Source organism: Pseudomonas fuscovaginae SE-1, from assembly GCF_000364705.1.
Classification (GTDB): Bacteria; Pseudomonadota; Gammaproteobacteria; order Pseudomonadales; family Pseudomonadaceae; genus Aquipseudomonas; species Aquipseudomonas fuscovaginae_A.
In genome coordinates this window covers 1-22936 of the sequence record NZ_AQOH01000023.1, presented here as the reverse complement: position 1 = coordinate 22936, position 22936 = coordinate 1, and the positions used below count along the sequence as shown (strand labels likewise).

12 protein-coding genes and 1 pseudogene are annotated in these 22936 nt (G+C 63.1%); 5 read left to right on the top strand and 8 right to left on the bottom strand.

From position 1 onward, the window contains the following. Positions 1-1011, bottom strand: a pseudogene (locus tag K675_RS0103355) (hypothetical protein); the annotation flags it as partial. Positions 1012-1071: 60 nt separating this feature from the next. Next, positions 1072-4485, bottom strand: a complete 3414-nt coding sequence (locus K675_RS30310; RefSeq protein WP_017902096.1) for a hypothetical protein — start codon at positions 4483-4485, stop codon at positions 1072-1074. 327 nt (positions 4486-4812) lie between these two features. Here K675_RS30310 and K675_RS0103345 point away from each other — a divergent pair, with 327 nt between their 5' ends. Then, on the top strand, positions 4813-6666 hold the full coding sequence (locus tag K675_RS0103345; RefSeq protein ID WP_157383902.1) for a hypothetical protein: 1854 nt from the start codon (positions 4813-4815) through the stop codon (positions 6664-6666). A gap of 45 nt (positions 6667-6711) precedes the next feature. Here the strand turns inward: K675_RS0103345 and K675_RS30305 are convergent, their stop codons facing one another. Next, positions 6712-8664, bottom strand: a complete 1953-nt coding sequence (locus K675_RS30305; protein ID WP_017902094.1) for a hypothetical protein — start codon at positions 8662-8664, stop codon at positions 6712-6714. 65 nt (positions 8665-8729) lie between these two features. Next, positions 8730-11513 carry an RCC1 domain-containing protein gene (locus K675_RS31785; RefSeq protein WP_017902093.1) on the bottom strand — a complete coding sequence of 928 codons (2784 nt, stop codon included), beginning with the start codon at positions 11511-11513 and terminating at the stop codon, positions 8730-8732. Between the two features lie 581 nt (positions 11514-12094). On the opposite strand from K675_RS31785, the gene K675_RS0103330 reads away from it, so the two are divergent. Together K675_RS0103330 and K675_RS0103325 are read left to right on the top strand one after the other, a co-directional pair. Continuing rightward, entirely contained in the window at positions 12095-14005 is a 1911-nt protein-coding gene (locus tag K675_RS0103330; RefSeq protein WP_157383901.1) for a hypothetical protein, read from the top strand. Positions 14006-14337: 332 nt separating this feature from the next. Further along, positions 14338-16557: an autotransporter outer membrane beta-barrel domain-containing protein gene (locus K675_RS0103325; RefSeq protein WP_420066321.1), complete on the top strand. Its 2220-nt coding sequence runs from the start codon at positions 14338-14340 to the stop codon at positions 16555-16557. Between the two features lie 114 nt (positions 16558-16671). On the opposite strand, the gene K675_RS0103320 is transcribed toward K675_RS0103325, so the two are convergent. The 3 genes from K675_RS0103320 to K675_RS0103310 all read right to left on the bottom strand — a co-directional run bounded on the left by K675_RS0103320 (position 16672) and on the right by K675_RS0103310 (position 19050). Beyond that, positions 16672-16893: a hypothetical protein gene (locus K675_RS0103320; protein ID WP_017902090.1), complete on the bottom strand. Its 222-nt coding sequence runs from the start codon at positions 16891-16893 to the stop codon at positions 16672-16674. 74 nt (positions 16894-16967) lie between these two features. Beyond that, on the bottom strand, positions 16968-17852 hold the full coding sequence (gene rarD, locus K675_RS0103315; RefSeq protein ID WP_026144883.1) for an EamA family transporter RarD: 885 nt from the start codon (positions 17850-17852) through the stop codon (positions 16968-16970). 247 nt (positions 17853-18099) lie between these two features. Next, entirely contained in the window at positions 18100-19050 is a 951-nt protein-coding gene (locus K675_RS0103310; RefSeq protein WP_026144882.1) for a class I SAM-dependent methyltransferase, read from the bottom strand. A gap of 231 nt (positions 19051-19281) precedes the next feature. Here K675_RS0103310 and K675_RS0103305 point away from each other — a divergent pair, with 231 nt between their 5' ends. Both K675_RS0103305 and K675_RS0103300 read left to right on the top strand, forming a co-directional pair. After that, positions 19282-20157: a DNA/RNA non-specific endonuclease gene (locus K675_RS0103305; protein ID WP_026144881.1), complete on the top strand. Its 876-nt coding sequence runs from the start codon at positions 19282-19284 to the stop codon at positions 20155-20157. Between the two features lie 317 nt (positions 20158-20474). Further along, the gene (locus K675_RS0103300) at positions 20475-20813 is read left to right on the top strand and encodes a hypothetical protein (RefSeq protein WP_017902086.1); all 339 of its coding nucleotides are present in this window, start codon (positions 20475-20477) and stop codon (positions 20811-20813) included. Positions 20814-20865: 52 nt separating this feature from the next. Here K675_RS0103300 and K675_RS31780 read toward each other — a convergent pair. Continuing rightward, a partial coding sequence (locus tag K675_RS31780) for a hypothetical protein (RefSeq protein ID WP_051070731.1) occupies positions 20866-22936 on the bottom strand: 2071 nt, incomplete at its 5' end.

Below are 22936 nucleotides of genomic sequence, written 5' to 3'. Positions count from 1 at the left end.
CCCGCCTCTGTCCGTGGCGCCCCAGGTGACGAGATTGCCAGTGCCGTCGGTGGCACAGAAGGCGCTGTCGGTGGCGACGATGCGCTCGACGACCATGTTCCTGAGCTGCTCCTTGGCCAAGGCATTGATCTCGCCACCGTTGTTGGCATTGCCCCAGGCATGAACCTTGCCGCCTTCGGTCAGCACGGCAAAGGCATTCTCGGTGGCATAGAGGGCCCTGGGAGCGTCGAAAGCCAGCTCCAGTTGAATGGCGTCCGGGATGACCGCGCCATTGCCACTGTCGGCACGTGGGGCGACTGCTCCCAGACGATGGTCGGCATTCCTGGGGTTCTTGTAGATGAAGGCGAACACGGTGCGATTGCTGTAGACCGCCTTGACATCGGCAAACGTCCCCTGGTCGGTGTCGATGCCCGGCCCCCAGACCAGCAGGCGGTTTTCCATCGGGTTGATGTCGACCAGGGCGGCGAAACAGCGCTCGGTGGAAAACAGCCGCGTCGCCGGGCTGTTCCTGAACAGCGTCAGCATGTCCGGCGGAACCTCGGCTCCCCAGGCGTTTTCGCCTTCGATGAAGACTTTCTGGGTCTTGGGGTCTATGGCGGCAAAGGCGCCCGCGGTCGAAACGAAAACCCGATCGGAGGGTTCTTCCGCATAGAAGGAAAAGTTGCCCCGCTGTTTGAGGAAGCAGGCCTCGCTGTCCTCGATAGCGATGTTCTGGAAGTCGTCGGTGACGGTCTTCTGCCCGGACAACTCGCCTTCGCCGATTTCCCCCGACAGCGCACGGGGGGTGACGGAAAAGATCAGGTTCTTGCCGATGTGTTCGCGCCGGACACGCAGGTACTGCGTGCGCTGGTCTGCGGAGCCGTTGATATACCAGCGGTAGGTGGACCCCGACTCGGGGCTGGCGTCGTCATTGTGGTACTTGTAGCTGCCGACGAGGGTTCCCCCGACCAGGGGTTCGCCGATGATCAGCACATCCGTGACGGAGGGGCGAGACGCGGTCCGGTTATTCATGATGGCGCTCCATGGGAGTAGGGCGACCTGGCACGGCATCGGCGAAGTCGGCCCCATCGTCTACTTGCTGATCAGCACCTGCACCCACACATCCTGTTCGAACGAGGGCGTATGCCAGCCCTTCAGGATCGCCCTGAACGTACCCTTGTAATTGCCGGTCGGGAGTGCGGTGTTGTCCTGCAGCAGAAAATGCAGGCGCATGAACGTGGGGCCGCCGCCTGCCACGGCCACAGCGTTGTTGAACGCCCGCAGGTAGCCGCCTCCCTGTGAGCGTGTCGCCTTCATCAGCACGGTCTGGCTGGTGCCGTCGCTGCTGACAAGCGGAATGTTCAGGCGGGTGATGTCCTCTGACGCGCCCCAGACCAGCTTGGTCGGCCCCATCTGCGCGGAAGGCATGACGAAGGCGAAGGAGCCCGGTGCATCCGGGGTGAACCTGCCATACTCGGTGGCATTTTCCCGGTTGGCCGCCACCAGGAAGTACGGGGTGAACGTGACCTCCAGGGGCAGCAGGTCCACACGGGTCACGCCGCCATCCAGGCTGATCTGGCCGGTGACCCGCAGCGTCGTGTCATGCCCCAGTTGCTGGAAATAACTCCTGGCAATCTTGCGGGTCAGGCCCGCTTGCGCCTCCGCTCCCGTAATCGGCGTGCCGGCATCGATCGACAGATCGTGGGGTTCGCCGCTGGCCGTTTGCCCCTCCAGGGTCAGCCATACCTGCTGCCCGGCTGTGCTGAAGGCCCATGGCGGCAGGTGCAGGTCTTCGGTGCTCTCCATGTTCTGCCCACTCAGGTAACCCATCAGGCTTCTCGGCCACCGAGGTTGCGGTACGGCACCGAATGTCAGTACCGGAAACTCCACGGCGTCGGCCTCGGTGGTACCGCCACCAAATGCCACCTTGAATACGACCCTGATCTCCCGTCCGGACGGGACAGCTCGGAGCCACGCGGCATAGGCCGGCACATCGCTGATGACCTGTTGCAGGTAGTCCTGCCGGAATTCATCCGAACTGATGGGGGACGCGACCCGGATCGGCAGGCGGTTGACCGAGCCATTGGGGTTGTCGCTCTCCAGCGTCAGCCACACCCGCTCCCGTTCGCGGAAGAAGGGCCAGGCATCGACCCGGAAGGTCACGCTGTCGTTGAGGTCCACGAGCCCGGAATGGGTTTCGAGCAGCCGCAGGGGCGGCAGGGGATTGCCGCCGGGAATCTCGTCGAAACTCATCACTTGCAGGGTGAGCTCGCCGGAGCGTTTCGTCTTGTCCCAACGGGACACCTCGTAATACACCTTGACGGTGTTGCCGAGGTTGCCCGCCACCGTGCTGCTTGGCAGCGAGAACTCCACCCTTTTTGTGGCCGAGCCTGGCAGGTGGGCCATTTCCGGCGTGCCCAGGCCCGGTCTGCCGAGCCAGTACAGTCGGATATCGTCGTTGATCTTCATGTTCTCGTAGGCCACACGGATCTTCACTGTCGGTGACGCGCTCACCTGCATCGGGTTGAGCATGGCGGTGTCCGGTCCGGTGACGTCGCTCTGGAGGACATAGGCCACCGGCAGGTCCAGGACCTTGCCGACGAGCATCAGCACGGCGTGGGAAAAACGCAGGCGCGTGTTTTCTCGTTCGACGGTGTAGTAGACCCGGGCCGAGCGATTGTTGTTGGCCAGCACGTACTGGCGTGGGACGGTGAAGGGAATGTTCTGTCCTTCCCAGACTTCGTTGATGGTGAACGGTGCCGGTATGAAACTTCCGCCCAGCCCCGTGCCTTCAAAGTGCACGGTGAGGGTGTCGTGCAGCCTGATAGCGGGGTCGGCCTTGACGGTCACGCCAAGGTCGAGCAGTGGCAGATCCGGGTCGAACACATGGTCGGGTGGCGGCGCTTCTTCCAGCTCTGGCTCCGGCAATGCGGTGCCGGGTTCCCCCACATCGAGCACGATGTCGGCGGAGGTGCGGCTGCCTTCCACGCCGATGACTTGATAGAAAAGCCGTAGCGTGCCGCCCTCAAGCTGGGCAATTTCACCGTTGGGGCCATTGAGCAGACGAAAGGCAATATCCTCGTCGTCGCTGCCGGCCATTTCGATCAGTTCACGGTAGTAGTAGCTGCCGTTGGCCCTGGTGCCCACCAACACCAGCACAACCTGGTCATTGCGGGCCTGGCCGAGGTAGGCCTGCACCTTCACGTTCAGGAACTCAATATCCGGCAGCAGGACCTGTTCGGGGGCATCCGGTGCCTGGGGGGCGGGCAGGTGGGGGGTGGTGGTACCGATGATGCCGATGATCACCGTGTGAGAAAGGCGGTTCGCCATGCCGGTGCGGATGCGTTCGTAGGTGATCTGCGCCCGACCGCCGATCAGCGTCTGGATATCGGCAAAGGGCCAGGTGATCCGGGCGGTACGGTCGGCGAGGGTGACCGGGTGCTCGTAGAAACGGATCACGGTGATGTTGTCCGCGGTGCGACCGTTGACCTGGACCCGCAGGGTGTCGTCCTGGGCGAAATCACTCTTGTTCAGCAGGATGACAAGGCTGGCGTCGCTGCCGTCGAGTGCATCGGCATCGAGAATGCCCAGCTCGTCGGACTCCTCGACATAGGCTTCGGGCAGCAGCGGCCCGTTCCAGTCGTTGAGGCGCAACTCGAGAATCTGCGGCGGCGACCAGCCATCGGAGTGGTTGCCGACCTCGTCGACGACCTCGTATTCGCACACATGGGAACCGCTGGGCAACTGTAGCCAGATACCTGTGTTGACCATCAAGGTGACGGGCTTCTGGCTCTCGGTTTCACCCTCGTTGAGCGGTCTCTCGACGATCACTCCGCCGATGCTCAGGCGAATCCGGTCGCGTGCCACGCGGTAGGTACTGGCGGGCTCCTCCCGGACCGGGTAGAAGTCGATGCTGACCGGTACCGGGGTGCTGATATCTTCCGAGCCGACGCCGAAGTCGATCAGGTGCTGAGGGAATACCGGCTTGGCGAGATTCCCGTTCTGGTCGCTGCTGGCCGTGGGGTTGCGGCCGCCTGGGCGGATGGTATCGACGTTGAGTTTGAACAGCCGGGTTTCATCCCGGTTGTAGTCGGCGGTGGTGAGTCGAAAGAACACCGGGTTGGCCGGGCCATCGGGCACGCGCGTCAGCGGGATGTAGAGGGGAATCTGCAGGCCTTTTTCCGCTTCGAAGGCGGTAACCAGGTGGGTGGCGACGGGGATCAGCGTGTCCCGGCAGAACAGTTCGATGAAGTCGTTTTCGACCATGTCCAGGTAAGGGTTCAACAGGCACAGCAGGCCCTTGTCATGATGGAGGGCCAGGGCATCGAGGTTGATGCCGCCATCGAAACCCTGGATCGATGAGGTCATGCCGGGAATGTAGAGTTCCAGGGCGCTGAAGGGCACGCGTTCGATCGCTGCCGCACGGGTCAGGTCGAAGGTACGCCCGTGGCTGGACGTGTCTGGATCGCTGCGACCTGGGCGCAAGATGGGGATAAGGTCGTTCATGTCGAGATCCTGTGTGATCGCAAACCGGGAACCGACCCGAAAACCCCTTAGGCAAGCCGTGAAGGCTATTGAACGGCGAGCGCCGCAAGAAAGAACCTGTCAGAAATGACAGTGGCGACGAGCGGTTCAGGTGTGCGTGCCGCCATCGCCTCAGGTGCTCTTGAACAGAACCGGATCAACGGTACGCCGACCTGTCAGAATTGACAGTTACGCTTTGTCCGGCATGCCGCTCTAATAGCTGGGCGCTTTCGTCTATCACTGAAGTTTTTCGCCTGCGCGACGTTCATTTGCCATCCAAGTGCTGTCCATGCCATGGAGCCTATCGAAATGTCGACTACCGAAGTAAAACCCTATTCTGCAATGACCGCCGATTCGCCTAGCCTGGCGGCCCCCATTCCTCTCAATACGCTGCCGGACAATGGCGACGGCCAAGTCAACCTGCTGCCCAGCGACCAGGGCACGCTCGGTGTCGAGGTGGCGGTCTACCTGTGGCCCCATCCGGCCGGAGAGGGACAGACCGATATCATCGACTTCTACATCAACGGCACATGGGCCGCCGGGCAGCGTCTGGTCGGGCCTGTGACCGAACTCTCGCTGCCCAGGTCGTTCCTCGTGCCGGGCCGTGAACTGTCTATCCAAGGGACGCCAGTCATCAGTTACCAGGTCGCCAATGGTGACGGTAACCGGGCCTACTCGTTTCCCTTGACCGTCACCATCGACACCACCACGCCCAACGGCACCCAGGTTCCCAGGGCGATCGGATTGCCGACGAATCTGCCGCAGAAGACCGTGACCTTGGCCTATCTGCAGGAGCACGGCAATCGCCTGCAACTGACCATCCCGCCCTATACGGGGTACCGCGTGGGCGACCGCTGGCAGTTGTTTGTCCGAGATGGCGACACACCCTACATGGACGGGCCGGTGCCATCAGCCGCAGCCTTCGAGATCGAACTCACCACCGAACAGTTCTTTCAGCTGGGCGAGGAGCCACTGGATCTGACCTACCGGATCGTCAACCGGGCCGGCAACCCCAGCCAGGAGTCGATCCGCGAGCGGCTGACCGTCATGCTCTACCCGCGGGTCGAGGAACTGGCGACGCCCGAACTCAATCACACCTTCATCAATCGGCAGGCCATCCGCGACGGGGTGGTGGCTTCCATCGAGTTCATCAAGGGCACGCGCCGGGGCGACCGGGTGGTGCCGTTCCTGTCCGGGCTGGAACTGCCGGTCATTACGCTCACGGATGTCCAGGCCTTTCCATTGCGCTTCGACATCGGCTGGTCGGCATTTTCCTTTCATGGCACCCATGAGCCCTATACCGCCAATCTGCTCTATTTCGTTCAGCGTGGCAGTTTCACCTCGCCGCCGTCGCGAACCTTGTCGGTGCCGGTCGATCTGAGCTTGCCGGGCGACGACAACCCTGAACTCAACCCCATCAATCCGCAACTGCCAATACCGGAGATGCGGGGTGCCACTTCCAACCATGCCAACCACCTGAATGCGCAGGACAAGGACAAGCCGGTCAAGGTCACGTTCAACCTGCCCGAGGGGCAACTGCTGACCGGTGACCGGTTCAGGGTGTTCTATGCAGAGGGAACCCAGCCTGTCGCGGAGCATCCGATCGATGGCTTCGAAGGTGGCAAGCTGTCGCTGGACGTGCCCTGGGCGATCATCGCCGGGGTCGGCAACGGCCGTCACAACCTGTTTTATGAAGTGGTGGGCAGCCACAACGCGCAGCAGTCCCCGCGAGTGCAGGTGGTGGTCGATATCTTCGACGATGTCGGTGCGCTGCGGCCACTGGAGCTCCCGGTGCGCGACGCGGACAAGAACATGATCAATTGTTATCACCGGCCGTGGGAGGGCATTCCCGTGCGCCTTCACGACCCGGACAGCTTGCGCGAGGGCGACGTGGTCTCGCTGCACTGGGTGATCAACAATGATCGCGGGGGCGGCACGCCGGTGCAGGCGACGCGGGTCTCCTATCGCTACCCGGTGGATGCCGGCATCGCCAAGGAGGGATTGGTGGTGATCGTCAATTGGCAGCACATCGAGCCGGTGGTCGATGGCCTGATCGAGGTGTACTGGCGCCTGGAGCGGCCGGCCTCGGCACAGAGCGCGCAGTCGACGGTCACCGGCGTGATACTGACGCGCAAGACGGCGGGCGCGCCCTGTCATCCATGAGGTTGCAAAGCCTGGGGCGGTCAGCGCCCCAGGCTTTTTACCGGGTTACGCCAACTCGCCGAAACGGCGTTTGAAGATCGGCTGGGCCCGCGTATCCTGGGCGCTGGGGTCGTAGAGTTGGTTGTTGACGTTGCCCCCCCACAGACCGTAGGTATGGTTGTTGATTCGCGCAGCGAAAGAAGGGTCCACGGGTTCCGGTGTCGGAGAAACCTGTGGCCAGCGTTTGATCGAGTAGATTTCTATGACGCCGGATCTCAAGGGGGCTGCGAGTACTGGGGGAATTTCCCCCGCATCGCCTCGGCTCAAGGGGACACCCCATACCACCACAACCCCTTGGGTGGCGCCCTGGGTGACGATCACGCCATAGGCACCATTGGTGGTATATACCGCTTCGATCACGCTGCTTTCCAGTACCTGCCTGACTCCCGTAGGCATGCTGCCGCCGGCATTGGCCTGGCCCCAGGCCACGACCTTTTCCGTCAGGCCACTGGCTGCCTTGCTGTACAGGAAGAAACTGGAGTCGGTGGAATGGATATCGATGGTGCTGCCCGAGGCGGTCACCACGGTTGAGGTCACCCGGTCCGTCGGGTGGCCGACAATGGGGTCGTTCTGGAAGTAGGCTTCCAGCTCGGCCTTCACGCCACTGTGCTCGAATAGCAAGCTCATGTCCGTGTCCGGATCGGCTTGCCGGGGGGGGCGTGAGGTTGGAGGTGTGCCGCCATGTGCGGCAGTGCCCCAGGAGGTGAACTGACCGTTGTCGTTGCACATGGCGTGGGCCCAGTTGGACGATTGGCACAGGGCAATGTTGCCGCGCACGGCCAGCTCGCTCGCCGCGGCCGACATGTCGCCACCTTGTCCGGCCCGTCCGAAGCTGTAGGCCTTGCGCCGGCGCTTCGTCACTACCAGGAAGGAGGCTCGATTGGCCACGACGGTGTTGACGCCATCATCGTCGAGAATGCTCTCCAGCACGTTGCTGGGGATGGTGCCCCCCCGGTTGGCCGTACCCCAGGTGACGAGCGTGCCATTGGCATCGGTGGCACAGAACGCGCTGTCGGTGGAGACGATGCGATTGACGGTCATGTTGTTGAGCTGTTGGCGCACGAAGGCGTTGATCGTGCCGCCGTTGTTGGTATTGCCCCAGGCGTAGACCTTGCCTCGTTCGGTCAGGACAGCAAAGGCATTCTCGGTGGCGTAAATGGCCTTGGGTGGGTCGAACGCCAGTTCCAGTTGAATCGAGTCCGGGATCACCGCCCCATTGGCGTTGGCGCTGGAGGGGCCGATCGCACCGATGCGCGGGGCCGAACCCTGGGGATCCTTGTAGATGAAGGCGAACACGGTTCGGTTGCTGTACACCGACTTGACGTTGAGGAACGAGCCTTGGTTGGCGGCGATACCCGGCCCCCAGACCAAAAGCCGGTTGTTGGTCGGCGTGATGTCGATCATCGCGGCAAAGCATTTTTCCGTGGCGAAGAGGCGGGTGGCGGGGTTGTTCCGGATCAGGATCTTCATATCCGGTGGCACGTCCGCACCCCAGTCCTTTTCACCCTCGACGAAGACTCTCTGGGTCTTGGGGTCGATCGCGGCGAAAGCGCCGCCGGTGGAGACGAACACCCGATCGGAAGGCTCTTCCCTGTAGAGCGAGAAGTTGCCCCGTTGCTTGAGGAAACTGGCTTCGCTTTCCTCCAGGCTGATGTTCTGGAAGCCTGCCGAGATGGTCTTTTCCGGGGAGAGGGCTTCCATGCCCGTTTCTCCCGACTGGGCTTGCGGGGTGACGGCAAAGATGAGGCGCTTTCCCGCATGCTCGGGGCGAATATGGAAGTGCAGCGTATGCTCGGTGGGAGAACCATTGAGGTACCAGGTGTAGGTGGAACCCTGCTCGGGGTTTTCCACGTCGTTGAGGTACCGGTAACTGCCCACGACGGTACCGCCGACGAGGGCTTCGCCGACGATCACTACATCCGTGGCGGTGGGCTTGGCGAGAATCGGGTTGTTGTTCATGAAAGCTCTCCTGAAGCGTTGGCATCGGTGCTGAGGTTGCGCCGTTGGAGTTGAACGGCAGGTTCTTACCGCCTGTAGGACACTGAACCGTCCAGGTGTGCCAGCCCAGGGGCAGCGGTTCCCCAGGCTCTTGCGGTACTTTGGTGGGTCAGCAGGACCAGGTGATTGCCGGCGGCGTAGATGCCGGCCACGTTGGCCTGGCCTGGGCGCGCGGCGATCTGCCCCCACGATATGGCCATCTGATTGCGCTGCACGGCGGCGAGGCTGGCGTTCGCAGCGGACAGGCTCAGCACCGCCTCGAGGTCGGAGGGTCGGGTGCCGCCTTCGGCGGGTTCCCCCCAAACGGTTACCTGGCCGGCAGCGTCCACGGCGGCGAAGGCGTGGGTGCTGCCCAGTACATGAGTGATGCCGTCCAGGCCGCCGGGGGCTTGTCCCCCGGAGCCGGGATTGCCCCAGGCGTAGACCTGGCCATTGGCTGCCAGCGCCGCGAATGCCCGGCTGGTGGAGACCAGCAACACGATATCCGTGAGCAGGCCCTCCAGGCTGGCCGGAATCTGCCCGCCATATTCCGGATCGCCCCAGGCCAATACCGTGCGGTCCGGCTTGATGGCGGCAAAGGCGTGTTTACTGGCAACGATCTGGGTCGCGCTCTGGGCTTCGAACAGGCGTTGGCCGTTGGGCCATTGCCGGCCCCAACTGAACACTGCGCCGTTCATTCGCCTGATGCAGAAGTCCTGGGAACTGCCGACGATCTGTTCGATCTGGTCCAGTGGGGTGATCATATCGGGGAGGGAGCCGCCATGCTCCGGGTCTCCCCAGGCGCTGAGCGAGCCATCGACGTGCACCGCGACAAAGGCGCCGCTGCTGGCGACGATCCGCTTGACCTGGGTCAGGCGCGGAGCCACTCCGCCCAGATCGGCGCGGCCCCAGGCCGAGACGCTGCCATCGTGATGCAGGGCGGCGAAGGCCGAGCCGCCACCGACGACATGGCGTACAGCGGCCAGTCCGGTCGGTGGGAGGAGCGCGGGGTTGTCGCTCCAGCCATACAGCGAGCCGTCATCCAGCGTGATGCAGCCCGCGTGGCTGCTGTCCACGTTGTATACCCCAGTGACGTTGACCCGACGCAGCACCTGTTCCTGGCGTTTGCCAGGGGGCTCGAGCCCCACGCTCAGTTCGAGCTCCGGGTGGCTATCGAGAAACGCTGGACCCTTGAACGCGTCCGTCTGCCCCTCGTAGCGCCAGTATGGCGTGCCGGCGCCCTTGACGGTGGCGACCAGGCGGCTCAGGTTGTTGTAGTAATGGGGCCCGACTTGGGTGCGGTTACCGGTTATCGTCAGTACTCCCACGCTGACCTCGACCTCGGTGCTGGGCGAGCGTTGACGGTTGACACCGTTGTAGGTCCAGTAGCTGGCCTGCACCTTGGCGTTGCCGATGGGCTCGATGAGATCCCAGTGAATGAAGAACTCCACCAGATCACCTTCCTTGTCGACGGCGCTGACCCTATAGGTTGCCACCGGAGCCGGCTCGCCCGCCCACATCAGTTCCAGCACCTGGCCCGGTAACGGGTCGGCGTAGAGGGGCACCACCACCCGCACCGGCGCGCTGGCCTCATCGGCTTCGGTGATGCGGTTGTCCCCGGTCACGCCCTTGACCGTGACCTTTTCAAGCAACTCGTTGACCGGGTTTGGATTGTCCGGGTTGGTCGGGCCCGCCACCGTCAGGTCGACGTCCACGAAGCGCGATTGCGAAGGTCGGGGGCCGATGTTCCCCCGCCGCCAGGTGTAATGGACACGAGCGAGCTGGCGACTGTCTTCGGCGCCCCGGTAGGACAACGCCTCCCAACTGACCGGCACCGGAATCGGCCAGGACTGGATATCCTCGACCTGGTGCTCGCCCAGCCATTGCAGGTCCCAATAGAAATCCAGGAAGTCGCCAGGCTGGATGCCCGGTATTTCCAGTATCTCCATGTGCACGCCCTGGCGTGCATCCTCCAGGTCGATCAGGCCATCCAGCTCGGCCAGTGGCACTCGCGGCTCCAACAGCGTGACCGGGAGCGGGGTCAGCTTGACATCGATCAGCTCGCCACTTGAGGGCGGGCCATCGTTACCGACCTTGTCCCACAGTTTGTAATAGACCCGAAACTCGCCGTTGCCCTTGCCCCGTATATCGGTGCCCTTGAATACCAGCTCGATGGGTTTCTGGTTGAAAACGTGGTCGCGATCGATCGTCAGCGTAGCGATGTGCACCGGCTCGGGAGCGGGGTTGGCACTCGGCTCCCAGAATCCACACACGCTGTCCTTGATCTTGATATCGACCCAGCGCTCGACGGTGCCGACCAACTGGTCGTTGTTGGCCGGATCGGCCAGGTAGTCTTCTGTCACCTCATCGACGGGAAATCCCAGTCTGCGCCAGGGCGAACCGTTGTTGGGAGCGACCCGATCCAGATCGATTGCGGTGGGTTGCGAGGGCGGTGAATCGTTACCATCGAGCACCACGATGTAGGTGAGCCTCTGGACTCCCGTGGCCCGCAGAAAACTTTTCGGGATGTAGGCTGAATAGGGGAATGCCACGCTGGGATCGAATGGCCATACCAGCGTCTTCCTGAAGACGAATACGCCATCGAAAAAATAGTCGATATGGGTCTGGTCCCCCGTGCTTCCCTCATAGTTGTCCCATACCTGCTCGATCACCACCTCCAGGTCCTCGTATTGCGCGGCCAGCGGTATCTGGAAGTAGTGGTCGTCGTCCTCCATCGCGATGGCGACGGGCACCTTCAGTGGCATCAGGTCGCTGATGTCCTGGGTGGGAATGCCGTTCGGCAGCGGGTGGGGGTGCTTGGCATCGGCCATGGGGCGTCTCCTGTTGACCACGCTCGACAATGCGGCGCTGACTACTCGGTGGCAGTTGGGGATGCGACCCGAAAGCCCGGGTGGCGAGTCGTGTCGACCATTGAACTGCGCGTTCCAGGAGAAAGAACCTGTCAGAAATGACAGTGGCGACGAGTGGTCGGCCAGTGAGGCAGCACCGACAGGCATCTGGGGCCTCTTCGTAGCTTCGTGAGATTCCGCCGAGCGGTTCAATTTTTTTTCAGTGGGACGAGCGGGGAAGATTTTTTAGACCGATTTGTCACATGAACCGCTGTTCATTATTTCGTTATGCGGGATTTCCAGACGGGCTCGAAGGCAGAAGCCGGTCAAGCCTTGCGGGCCGGCAAGCAAGCATATCCGGCGGCATTTTGCACCTGTCAAAACTGACAGCTGGCAAAGGCCGGGGAAAGTGCATTCAATGAGTCGGCATGGCCGGTGCGGCGATGTTCAGGTTCCGGGATCTGACGGGCAGGGCACTGGCTGGTCGAGCGCAACACACACCTGGCCGGTAGTCAGGCAGTCGGAAAGGCGTGCCCTTCATTCTGATGATGGAGTACGTGAACATGTCGAAAGGCAAAGTGTCGAGTCAAAAACGCAAATCCCGTGGCACGGGCGGTGCTCCGCGGGAATTGGCCCCTCCCGTCGGCGAGAATCTCCTGCCGGACATTCCTGGAGATGATCAGCATGATGTCCTGCCGCGTGAAGGACAGGTCAACGGGCTCAGGCTGCGCATTCCCGAATGGCCACAACAGGCGGGACCTGGTGACGATTACAACCTGCTGCAGCTTTACCTCCAGGGCAGGCAGGAGCCTATCAGCTCTTTTCAGTACGGAATTGGGGCTGTGCCCAACCCCCTGATGGTCACTGTCAGCAGCCAGTATCTGCGCACCCACGGGGCCAAGGAGATTTACTACAACGCTACGTTCGCTCCAGACCTGAATCCCGATTACTCCAGAACCCTGGAGATATTCGTCGATGCGCTGGACCCCAACTTGAACGATCTTCCCGCCGCAATCGAACTCCCCCCTGAACTGCAGGCGAGCAAGGTCCTGACCCCCGAGTTACTGAGTAGCCTGGGTGGCAAGGTGACCCTGACCATCCCCGACCCGGAGGACCGGCGCGCAGGCGATACCTATGCGTTCTATTGGGGCAATGGCCTGTCTACGCCCACCGTCAGCGGTCCTGCACCCGATACCGGGCCTATCGTGTTCGATGTGCCAGGTGACGTAATTGCAGGGTTGGGCCAGGGGTTCAAGGTGTTGCGCTACACCGTGACGGACCGCGCCGGAAACCGTAGCCAGTTTTCGATCCCGGATACCGTTGAGGTACTGCTCAGTGACCCACCGCAGAACCTGTGGCAACCGGATGTCCCGGCGGCTGAACAGCTCCCCGGGGACTACATCGATCGTGAAGAGGCTCGTAGCGGTGTGCTGGTTGAAATCCCACGATATGACAATGCGCAAGGGGGGGACAAGATCATTCTTGAGTGGCAGGGCATTCATGTCGTGCCGGATCCGCAGGTGGGACCGTTGCCGATTTTTCCGGTGGAATGCACGGTTCCCTATACCTTGGTGGCCTTTCCGGGCACCACGGCTCCCTATCGGGCCGAAGTCAAGTACTGGGTTGAAAGGGGAGGCGTACTTTATCCGGCACCGTCGAAATTCGTCGATGTCGACCTGGTGGTCCCTGGCGACCCCATCGTCGGGCCAGGCCCGGTTGACCCTAACCTGACGCTGCCCGTGGTCAGGGGCAATTCAGGTCAGGACAATGAACTGACCCCAGCCGATAGTGGCTTTCCTGCCACCATGCGTTTTCCGCTGCCTGGCAACCTGAGCATGGACGATGAGATCGAAGGCTTCTATGGCCCGGGTGATGGTCACTCTGTGGGTACCTACGTTGTGACGGGCAATGAGGGCCCTGGTTTCGAGGTGGTCTTCCAGATCGATTGGGAGACTGTGATCAGTGTCGTGGGCAATGGTCTCATCCCTTGCTGGTACAAGGTTTCCAATGACCGCAACTTCAAGGTTTCGCAAAAGCAGGACGTGACGGTCGACGTCAATAACTTCGACATCACGGAGCTTGTCGAGTTTCTCAATAAGGATATCGATGTTCCAGGTGGCCCAACGATTCGTTGCGCGCATTCACCCTGGCTGGGCATACCGATACGGATACTGGCACCCAATTCACTGGCCGTACGCGATGAAGTGGAGTTGTTGGTGAAGGGCATGAACTGGGACTTCAGTCAGGATATCTCGGGGCCCGCTCAAGTCATTCCTCATACGGTCGTGGCAAACGATATTAGCCAGGGTATTCGACTGACAATCGACTACGCCTATTTTGCCCAGGTCGATAACCGTTTTGGCATTGAAGTGTTGTGGACGATCAAAAAGGCGGTGGGCGGAGGGGGCGGTACTTCGCCTGTGAGTCGGGCTCGCGTCACGCTCAGGATGGCTGGAGGGACTTGCGCGCCTTGAGCGGATGAGACTACCCGGAGGGCGCGGTGCCCTCCGGGCTTTGCGCCCAGCCGGTGGTTTGTGCTGTTGGAACTCGGAAAAGTTTATCGCAACTTGAGTGCTCCATTTATTTGAGTGTTTATATAGCGCAATTTAATAGGAATTATACTTCTTGCCATGTTGATTATTCCTACATAGTAGTTTCCCGGCCATCTGTAGTCTCTGCGCCTCGTGAAAACGGAAGCCGTGCTGATCGGTTGCACTTTCCGAATTCACTGACAATGAACTGACAGAGAGTGCCTGATATGTACAGCTTTCCGAAAACCCTGCCTCGCAGCCGGCTGGCGCTTGCCATGAAGTCCGCACTGGTTGCACCCCTTTGTTTATGGGATATTTCGGCAATCGCCGAAACGGTCATCGACAACAGGACCGTTACCATCGAGCGCAATGCCGCTCCCGACAACTACACGTTGCGTAACAATGCCAAGTTGAATATCAACGGGGCAACCACCCGCCAGATCGTGGCCAATGATTCAAGCTTGAACATCGAACAGGGCTCGCGGGTTTCGGCCACTGGCTCCGTCGGGGTGCTGCTCAGGAACAGTCTCGCGAATATTACCGGTGCGACCATTACCAGCACCGGCAACGATGGTTTGCACGTGGTCCGCGCACCGAATGAGACCAGTGGTTCCAAAGCCGTCGTCACCGATAGCAACATTACCGGCCTGAACCAGGGCGCTCACGTGACCGCCTTCAGCGAGCTGTTCCTGAACCGCTCCACGCTGACCGCCACGGCGTCCGGCGGGCGCGGGCTGAGCCTGCTGGGTGGTCGTGCCCAGGCCAGTGATAGCACCATTACCGGCGGGCTGAATGGCGTGCGCATGGGGCGCGAAACCACCGCCAACGACCAGGAACCGGGCCTCGTGCTGGACAACTCGCGGGTCATTGGCCAGACGGGGGCGGCTATCCTGGTCGACCGTAACGCCGTAGCCGAAATCGATGTACGCAACGGCTCGACACTGGAGGGGGGGAACGGCAACATGGTGGAGCTGGCCGACAATGCCAGCGCCAATATGCGTGTCAGCAACAGCGCCCTGACCGGCAATATCAAGGTCGGCAGCGCCAGCACCCTGGACCTGAGCCTGGATGGCGCCAGCATGACCGGCGACATCGTCAAGGATGCCAACGGCACCGCCCGCGTGGCGCTGAACAACGGCTCGATCCTCACCGGTCGGCTGGACAACGCCGACAGCGTGGCGATCAACAGCAACTCCCTGTGGGTGATGACCGACCACCAGAGCATCGGCGACCTGACCCTGGGCGGCGGCAACGTGCAGTTCGGCCAGCCGGGCGACTTCTACCAGTTGGACGTGGAAAACCTCAAGGGCAGCGGCACCTTCATCATGACCGCCGACTTCGCCCACATGCAGGGGGACTTCCTCAACGTTACCGGCACCTCCGAAGGCGTGCACAAGCTGCTGATCAGCAGCAGTGGGCAGGACCCGTTGTCCGAAGACCGCCTGCACGTGGTGCGCACCGCCGATGGCGGCGCCACCTTCAGCCTGGTGGGAGACTGGCTGGATGTCGGCACCTACTCGTATCGCCTGATCGGCGACAACGACAACAAGGACTGGCACCTGGACCCGAGCACCAAGGTCATCAGCCCCGGTACCCGCTCGGTGCTGGCCCTGGCCAACGTCGCGCCGACGGTGATGTACGGCGAACTGACTTCCCTGCGTTCGCGCATGGGCGAGCTGCGCTTCAACGGCGGCCAAAGCGGCGGCTGGGTGCGCACCTACGGCAACAAGCACAAGGTCGATGCCGGCAAGGGCGGCGCCTACGACCAGAACCAGCAGGGTATTTCCCTGGGTGCCGACGGGCGTCTGCCGATGGGCGATGGCCAGTGGCTGGCCGGTGTGATGGCCGGTTACAGCAAGTCCGACCTGAGCCTGGGTCGCGGCACCAGCGGCATGGTCAACAGTACCTACGTCGGCGGTTACGCGACCTGGCTGGATGCCCAGAGCGGCTACTACTTCGACGGTGTGGCCAAGCTCAACAGCCTGCACAACAAGTCGTCGGTGGCGCTGAGCGATGGCCGCAAGGCCAAGGGCAGCTACAAGGATGTGGGCGTGGGGGTCTCCGGTGAATTCGGCCGCCACATCAAGCTGGACAACGACTATTTCGTCGAGCCGGCGGTGCAACTGAGCGCGATGGCCATCCAGGGGCGCGACTACAAGTTGGACAACGGCATGAAGGCCGAGAACGGCCGCACCCTGTCGCTGCTCGGCAAGGCCGGCGTGACCGGTGGCCGCAACTTCGACATCGGCGACGGTCGCGTGGCCCAGCCGTACCTCCGTGGTGCCTTCGTGCAGGAGTTCGCCAAGAACAACAAGGTGCAGGTCAATGACAACACCTTCCACAACGACCTGTCGGGTTCGCGGGTGGAGCTGGGCACCGGTATCGCGGTCTCGGTGTCTGACAAGTGGCAGGTGCATGCCGACCTGGACTTCAGCAAGGGCCAGAAGATCGATCAGCCATGGGGCGCCAACGTGGGCGTGCGCTACAGCTGGTAAGTGTATGCCATGCCCCAAGGCCTCATGGCGGGTGTGAAAACACTGGCAAGGCGTTCAAGCAAACACCCCGACTGGTTCGGGGTGTTTGCTTTTGTGCTGGCGAATCGTCCAGTATCAACACTCACCGGCACAGGCCATCGGCTTGCCGCTGCCCAACTGGCTGCGGCGGACGTAATCTCCCGTGTGTCGGTGTTGCCATCGCCGATAGATGATCGCGCCCTTGGGGGTGAATACCCAGGTGTAGTTGTCGTGCTCGCCATTAGGCTCCAGGGTTGGCTGGTCCTTGAGGCACCGGCAACGGCGTGATTGCGGATCGCTGGCGTGGATCTGCATCATATCGACTCATGGTTAATCGGATTGAATAATCATGCGGCATCAAGCGTTCCGTGAGGTTGGGCCATGGATCGTGGCTATTGTGCCCGGCGCTGCCTCAGCAGGCGCTTGATACCTTCGAACACCAGCACCGCCACCGCCAGCCAGATCGGGATGTAGGTCAGCCATTCGCCCGGGGCGATGCTTTCGCCCAGCAGCAGGGCAACGAACACCAGCAGCACCGGTTCGACATAGCCGAGCAGGCCGAACAGGCCGAACGGCAGCATGCGGCTGGCGATCAGGTAGCAGATCAGCGCGGCGGCACTGATCAACCCCAGGCCGGGGATCAGCGCGTACAGGGCAGGGCGCTGCTCGACCACGGCGAAGCCCTGTTGCCCGCTGTGCACGAACCACCAGGCCACCGGCAACAGCAGCACCATGTCGAACCACAGGCCGCCAAGGTTGTCGGTGCCGGTGCGCCGGCGCAGCACGAAGTACACCGGGTAGCCGGCCGCGACCACCAGGGTGGTCCAGGACACCCGGCCGACCTGGTACAGCTCGTTGAACACGCCGCCAAGGGCGAGCAGGGCGGCGAGCACCTGGGGCCGCGAGAGTTTTTCGCCGTAGACGATGCGCCCGGTCAGCACCATGGTCAGCGGCAGCAGGAAGTAGCCCAGCGACACGTCCAGACTGTGGCCGTTGAGCGGCGCCCAGAGGAAGATCCACAACTGCACGCCGAGCATCGCCGACGACACCACCAGTTTGACCAGCAGCAGCGGCTCCCTGACGATCCGCGCGAGGATCGCCGGCACCAGCTTCCAGTCGCCGGACATCAGCATGAACACGGTCATGCAGGGTACGGTCAGCAGCATGCGCCAGCCGAAGATGTCCTCGCCGTTCAGGGGCGAAAGCAGGGACGTGTAGAAATACATGACGGCGAACAGGCAGGACGCCGATACGGATAGAACGATGCCTCTGGACACGGCAGCCTCGCGGTTGGGGCGGATTTAAAGGTTCAATGGTGGTGTCTTATCGCAATTGTGGCCGACACCTTGTGCGGTGCACAGGGTTGTTGTGGCGAGCAGGCTTGCCTGCGCTGGGCTGCGGAGCAGCCCCAAACCCCATGACCTCGCTGTGCCTGGCACTACGAGTCGACTGGTTTTAGGGCTGCTCCGCAGCCCAGCGCGGGCAAGCCCGCTCGCCACGTAGTGTGCGGCCTCCGCCCGGCATTCAGTCTGCGCTAGTGTGTAGACGGAACACCAGCGCCTTCAGGCCGCCGTTGGCATCGTGGTCGGGAAACTCCGGCGGGTTCTCCAGCCGTTGCTCGAAGCGCAGGCCCGGCGCTTCGCGGGGCACGCCTTCGATCAGGAAGTCCGGGCCGATCGACGGGTCGTTCATGCAGGCCAGCACCGTGCCCTGTGCCGCCAGCAGTTCCGGCAGGCGGCGCAGTACGCGCTGGTAGTCCTTGGTCAGCAGGAAGCTGCCTTTCTGGAACGACGGCGGGTCGATGATCACCAGGTCGTACGGCCCGCCGTTGATCACCTTGCCCCAGGACTTGAACAGGTCGTGGCCGAGGAACGCCACCTTGCCCAGGTCGTGGCCGTTGAGCCGGTGGTTGTCACGGCCACGGCTGAGGGCCGCGCGGGACATGTCCAGGTTGACCACGCGCTCGGCTCCGCCCTCGATGGCCGCCACCGAGAAGCCGCAGGTGTAGGCGAACAGGTTGAGCACGCGCTTGCCGCGGGCATTGGCGCGGACCCAGTCGCGACCGTAGCGCATGTCGAGGAACAGGCCGTTGTTCTGCTTGCGGCCCAGGTCGATGCGGTACTTGAGCCCACCCTCGACCAGGGTCCATTCCTCCACGGCCTCGCCCAGCAGCCACTCGGTGGGGCTCAGCGGCAGGTAGCGGTGTTGCAGCAGCAGGGCCCGCGCGCCGCTGTGGTCCCAGGCGTCGCTGCGGGTCAGGTCTTGCAGGCGCTGTTGCAGGTCGTCCAGTTGCGCAGGCGCAGGCTCCTTGAACAGCGATACCAGCACCAGCCCCTGCAGCCAGTCCACGGTCACCTGCTCCAGCCCCGGCCAGCAGCGGCCACGGCCATGGAACAGCCGGCGGGTCTCCTGGGGCGGGTTCGCCAGGGCGTCGAGCAGGTGGGCGTGGAGGGTGGACAGGGCTTGCGGATTCATCGGGGTAACGTCGGCCATCGAAAAGGGCCGGGCAGTTTAACGCCATGGCCGCGGAAAATCGTCGGTTTTTCCCGCTGGGGTACTGTCAGTCTGCCAGCTTTTCGCCGATTCCTACGCCCGTTGAAGTATTTTCTTGGCGTTTGCCCACGGTGGATGGTAGAAGCCTCGCCGAGCCCCGAACCCGAGGGCTTTGCAGGCATTTTTCGACCCTCCCGAGTAAAGAAGCGACGCATGAAACCAGGCAAGTTAGCAGTCGGTCTGTCAGCCCTTTTGTTGTTCACCAGCGGCGCCGTGCAGGCGCGCAGTGTGCTGGATCTGCTCGATGCCCCCGCGCCACACGAAAAGCAGGGCCATCGCTCCGGTTCCATCAGCCAGGGCGCGGCCCTGGAGCTGTATTCCAGCCAGGAGCGCCAGGCCTCGTTCGACGCTTGCGCGCAACTGTTCCCCAACGCCCGGCCGATCAACCTGGGCAGCGTGCCGGCGAGCATGAAGCCGATGGCGCTGTGTTCCGACACCTTCGCGGTGCTCTATTCGCAGACCAGCAAGACGCCCTTGGTGGTGGTCGAGCGCCTCAACGCGGCGCAGCTCAAGGACGCCAAGGGTGAAGAGCGCACCAACCAGTTCTACCCCGACCCGCGCATTCCCAAGGGCGGCCGCGCCGAGCTGAGCGACTACCGCGCCCAGCAGCCGGCGGTGGACCGCGGGCACCAGGCGCCGGCGGCCGATGCGCCGACGCCCAACGCCATGGCCCAGTCGTTCGCCCTGTCGAACATGGTGCCGCAGGACCCGACCAACAACCGCAAGATCTGGAGCAAGGTCGAGTCCGACGTGCGCAAGTTCGCCCAGCGTGCGGGCGGCAACGTGTATGTGTTCACCGGGCCGCTGTTCGACGAGGGCCATGGCACGGTCGGCGACAACCAGGTCTGGGTGCCGACGCGGCTGTTCAAGCTGGTCTACGACAGCGCCTCGGGCCGCGCCTGGGCCTATGTGCTGCCGAACGCCGAAACCCGCATCGAGCGGCCGATGGACTACGCGACGTTCGTGAAGACCACCGGGCTGCGCCTGCTGGACAGCCTGCCGGTGTCGGGGTCGCTGGCCAAGGGCTAGTTGTCGTACGAAACAACCTTCAACACAATCCAATATGTCCCACGCGAAACAGGCGTGGGACAATATTGTGTGCGCCAAGGTGCCGGGAATAGAGTCCCTGGGTCGCTGCCCATTCAGCGACTCGGGTTTTGCAGCCCGGATACGGAGGCGCACAGCGCCGCGAAAGCGGCATTTTTACGCTCGTGTCATGGCGAGCTGTGCGCAGGAGGCTTCGGCCTGCCGGTTCCTCTGTCCGGTCTGCAAACCTGTGTACAGCTTGCCACCTTCGTTTTGCAGCGTGGGTGACAGGCTCCTTTCCTACAGAGGAGCTTCACGCAATGACCAAGAAACTCACGCCCGACCCGCCTTCGCATCACGACGCCCGTTCACTCGACCCCCTCACCTTTACCCGCGCCAAACCCGTCACCCCCGAATCCACCGGCAGGCCTTCGTTGTTCGCCATCCAGCCGGGCGTCAGCGCCTACGACGCACTGACCCAGGTGTCCCGCCTGCTCGAATCGGCGCTGCTCAATGGCGACGAACTCAGCCTGCACACCGATCCCTTCGAGCGATCCCTGTTCTGGAGCCTGCTGCATTCGGTGGAAATGGCGAGAGCGGTGGTGGATTCGCTGCTGGACGCTCCCCTGGTGGCCGCTCGACAAGCACCGGCGGGCTGAGGCGCCGGGCATGGGCTTGCGGCCGTCACCGGGCCGCAAGCCATGCGCGATTTCAGGCCGACGGCTGCGGATGCGGCCACACCACATCATCGGAGAAGATCGAGGTATTGGGCGGCGCCTCCACCACCTGCCCACCGGACGCCGCCACCTGGTCGATCAACTGGTCGTAGACCGCGCTGTTGTCGACGCCGTCCCAGGTGTCGCTTTCGATGCCCAGGTCCTGATGGCCCGCCGCTTCGTTGATCGCGTGCACGTTGGCGGCGCGGGTCAGGCTGGAGTTGACCAGCCAGACCCGGTCGGCGCCCAGGCCCGCCGGCGGTACGGAGATCTCGCCTTCCAGATCGTCGTTCGGGAACAGCCCCCTGGGCCCCGTGCGGTTGAAGAACTCGTTTTCCTGGCCGGGGACGACCTCGATGCCGCGGGTGTCGATCATGTACAGGAAGCTGACGGTCTGGCGCAGTCGGCGGGCGCTGTAGCCGCGCTCGCGGTTCCACTCGTCCTCGCTCGCGTTCGAGTCGACGTCCATTTCGCTGTCCGCGTCGCTGTCGGTGTCCATTTCCGAGTCGGAATCGGCGATTCCCGGGTAACGGTCGAACTGGGTGTTGTAGCGCAGTTGGCCCTTGCCGGGGCCGCCACCGACGCCGTAGCTTTTGGCGTCGCTGAGGCTGAAGCTGGCACTGAGCGCGTCCTCGCTGGTCGAGCGTTCTGCGCCGGGGGACTCGCGGGCCAGCATGGTGTTGTCGCGGGCCAGTTCGAAGGGGGTGCGGTCCTCGCTGCGGAACAGGGCGGGGATGTCCGTGCGGTACAGGCAATCGCGGATATTGCGCTGGTAGCCGATCTTGAGCAGGAAGGCGTCGAGGAAGTCGCGGGTGTAGTAGTCGGGGAAGTCGCGGTCGAGTGCCAGTTTCTCGAACTCGAAGTTGCGGATATGGCGGATCTGCGGGACCACCTCGGCCTGCAACTGATCGAAGCGCTGCAGGTTGTCGGCATCCTGCATCTGCAATTTGTGCGCTTCGGCCCAGTCGGGCATGCGGCCGGTGTCCTGCAGGGCCTTTTTCAACAGGGGCCATTGGCTGGGCAGCAGGTTGTAGCTTTTGAGCAGTTCGGCGCGCTGCTGGGCGGTCGTGTCCGGAAACGCCCATTTCAGGTCGCGGACCAGCCGGGTTCTGGCCCGTGCCGACGAGGCCGGGTGTTCCTCGGCGGGGCTTTTGCCGGTGGCGGCGGCCCGGCTGCGGAACGCGTTGATGGCGTCACCCTGCAACCGGTAGTGTTCCCAGATTTCGCCGTCGGTCCACGACGGCAGGTGCTCGGGGGCGACCAGTTGGCCGGCGGCATCGAAACGCCCGGTCGGCGGGGTCACCGGGGCCCAGGTGCTGTCATCGAGCTTGAAGGCGAACAGCGTGTCGGCACCCTGGTTGAAGCGGTAGTAGCCCTGGGCATCGGGCCCCTGGGCGGTGCCGTAGCCGTCCAGCAGCTTGAGGTAGCGGATCCGCGGCAGGCGCCGCAGGGGCGCTGACAAGTGCGGCAGCAACTGGCTCGACACTTCGAGCATCTCGACCTTGGCAAAGGTGCCCAGCAGCTCATCCAGCGTCGACCAGTCCTGCAGGTTCAGGTGTTCCAGGCGCAGTGCGCGAATGTGCTCGAAGTTGGCCGCGAGCGCGGGCAGGCGGCCCAGGTTGCCCTTGAGCTTGAGCAGCGGCAGGCTGTCGCTGCCCAGCAGGAGGGTGCCCGTCTCATGGCGCCAGCCGCGGGTGAACTCACTCACGGCCTGGCCCCTGTCGAAGGTCTGGGCGTAGCTCTGCGCTTCACGTTGCCAGGTCTGCAGGGCCTGTTCCAGGCTGGTGTATTCGCTTTGCAGGGCTTGCAGCCTGGCCAGGGCCTCGTGCGGCCTGAGGGTTCCCAGGTCATGCAGGGTTTCCACCTGGGCCACGCTCAGGTTCGGGTAGAGCTTGCGCGCCAGGCTGTCGCGTTGGCTCAGGCCTTCGCCACGGCCACTCAGCGGGTAGCCGACCCGGCCATCGGCCAGGCGCATCGGCGGCCGGAACCCCGGCGCCAGCGGCGGCAGCGCCAGCAACCGGGCCAGCGCTTCGCGCGGCAGTGGCGGCAGGGCGCGCAGGGCCTGA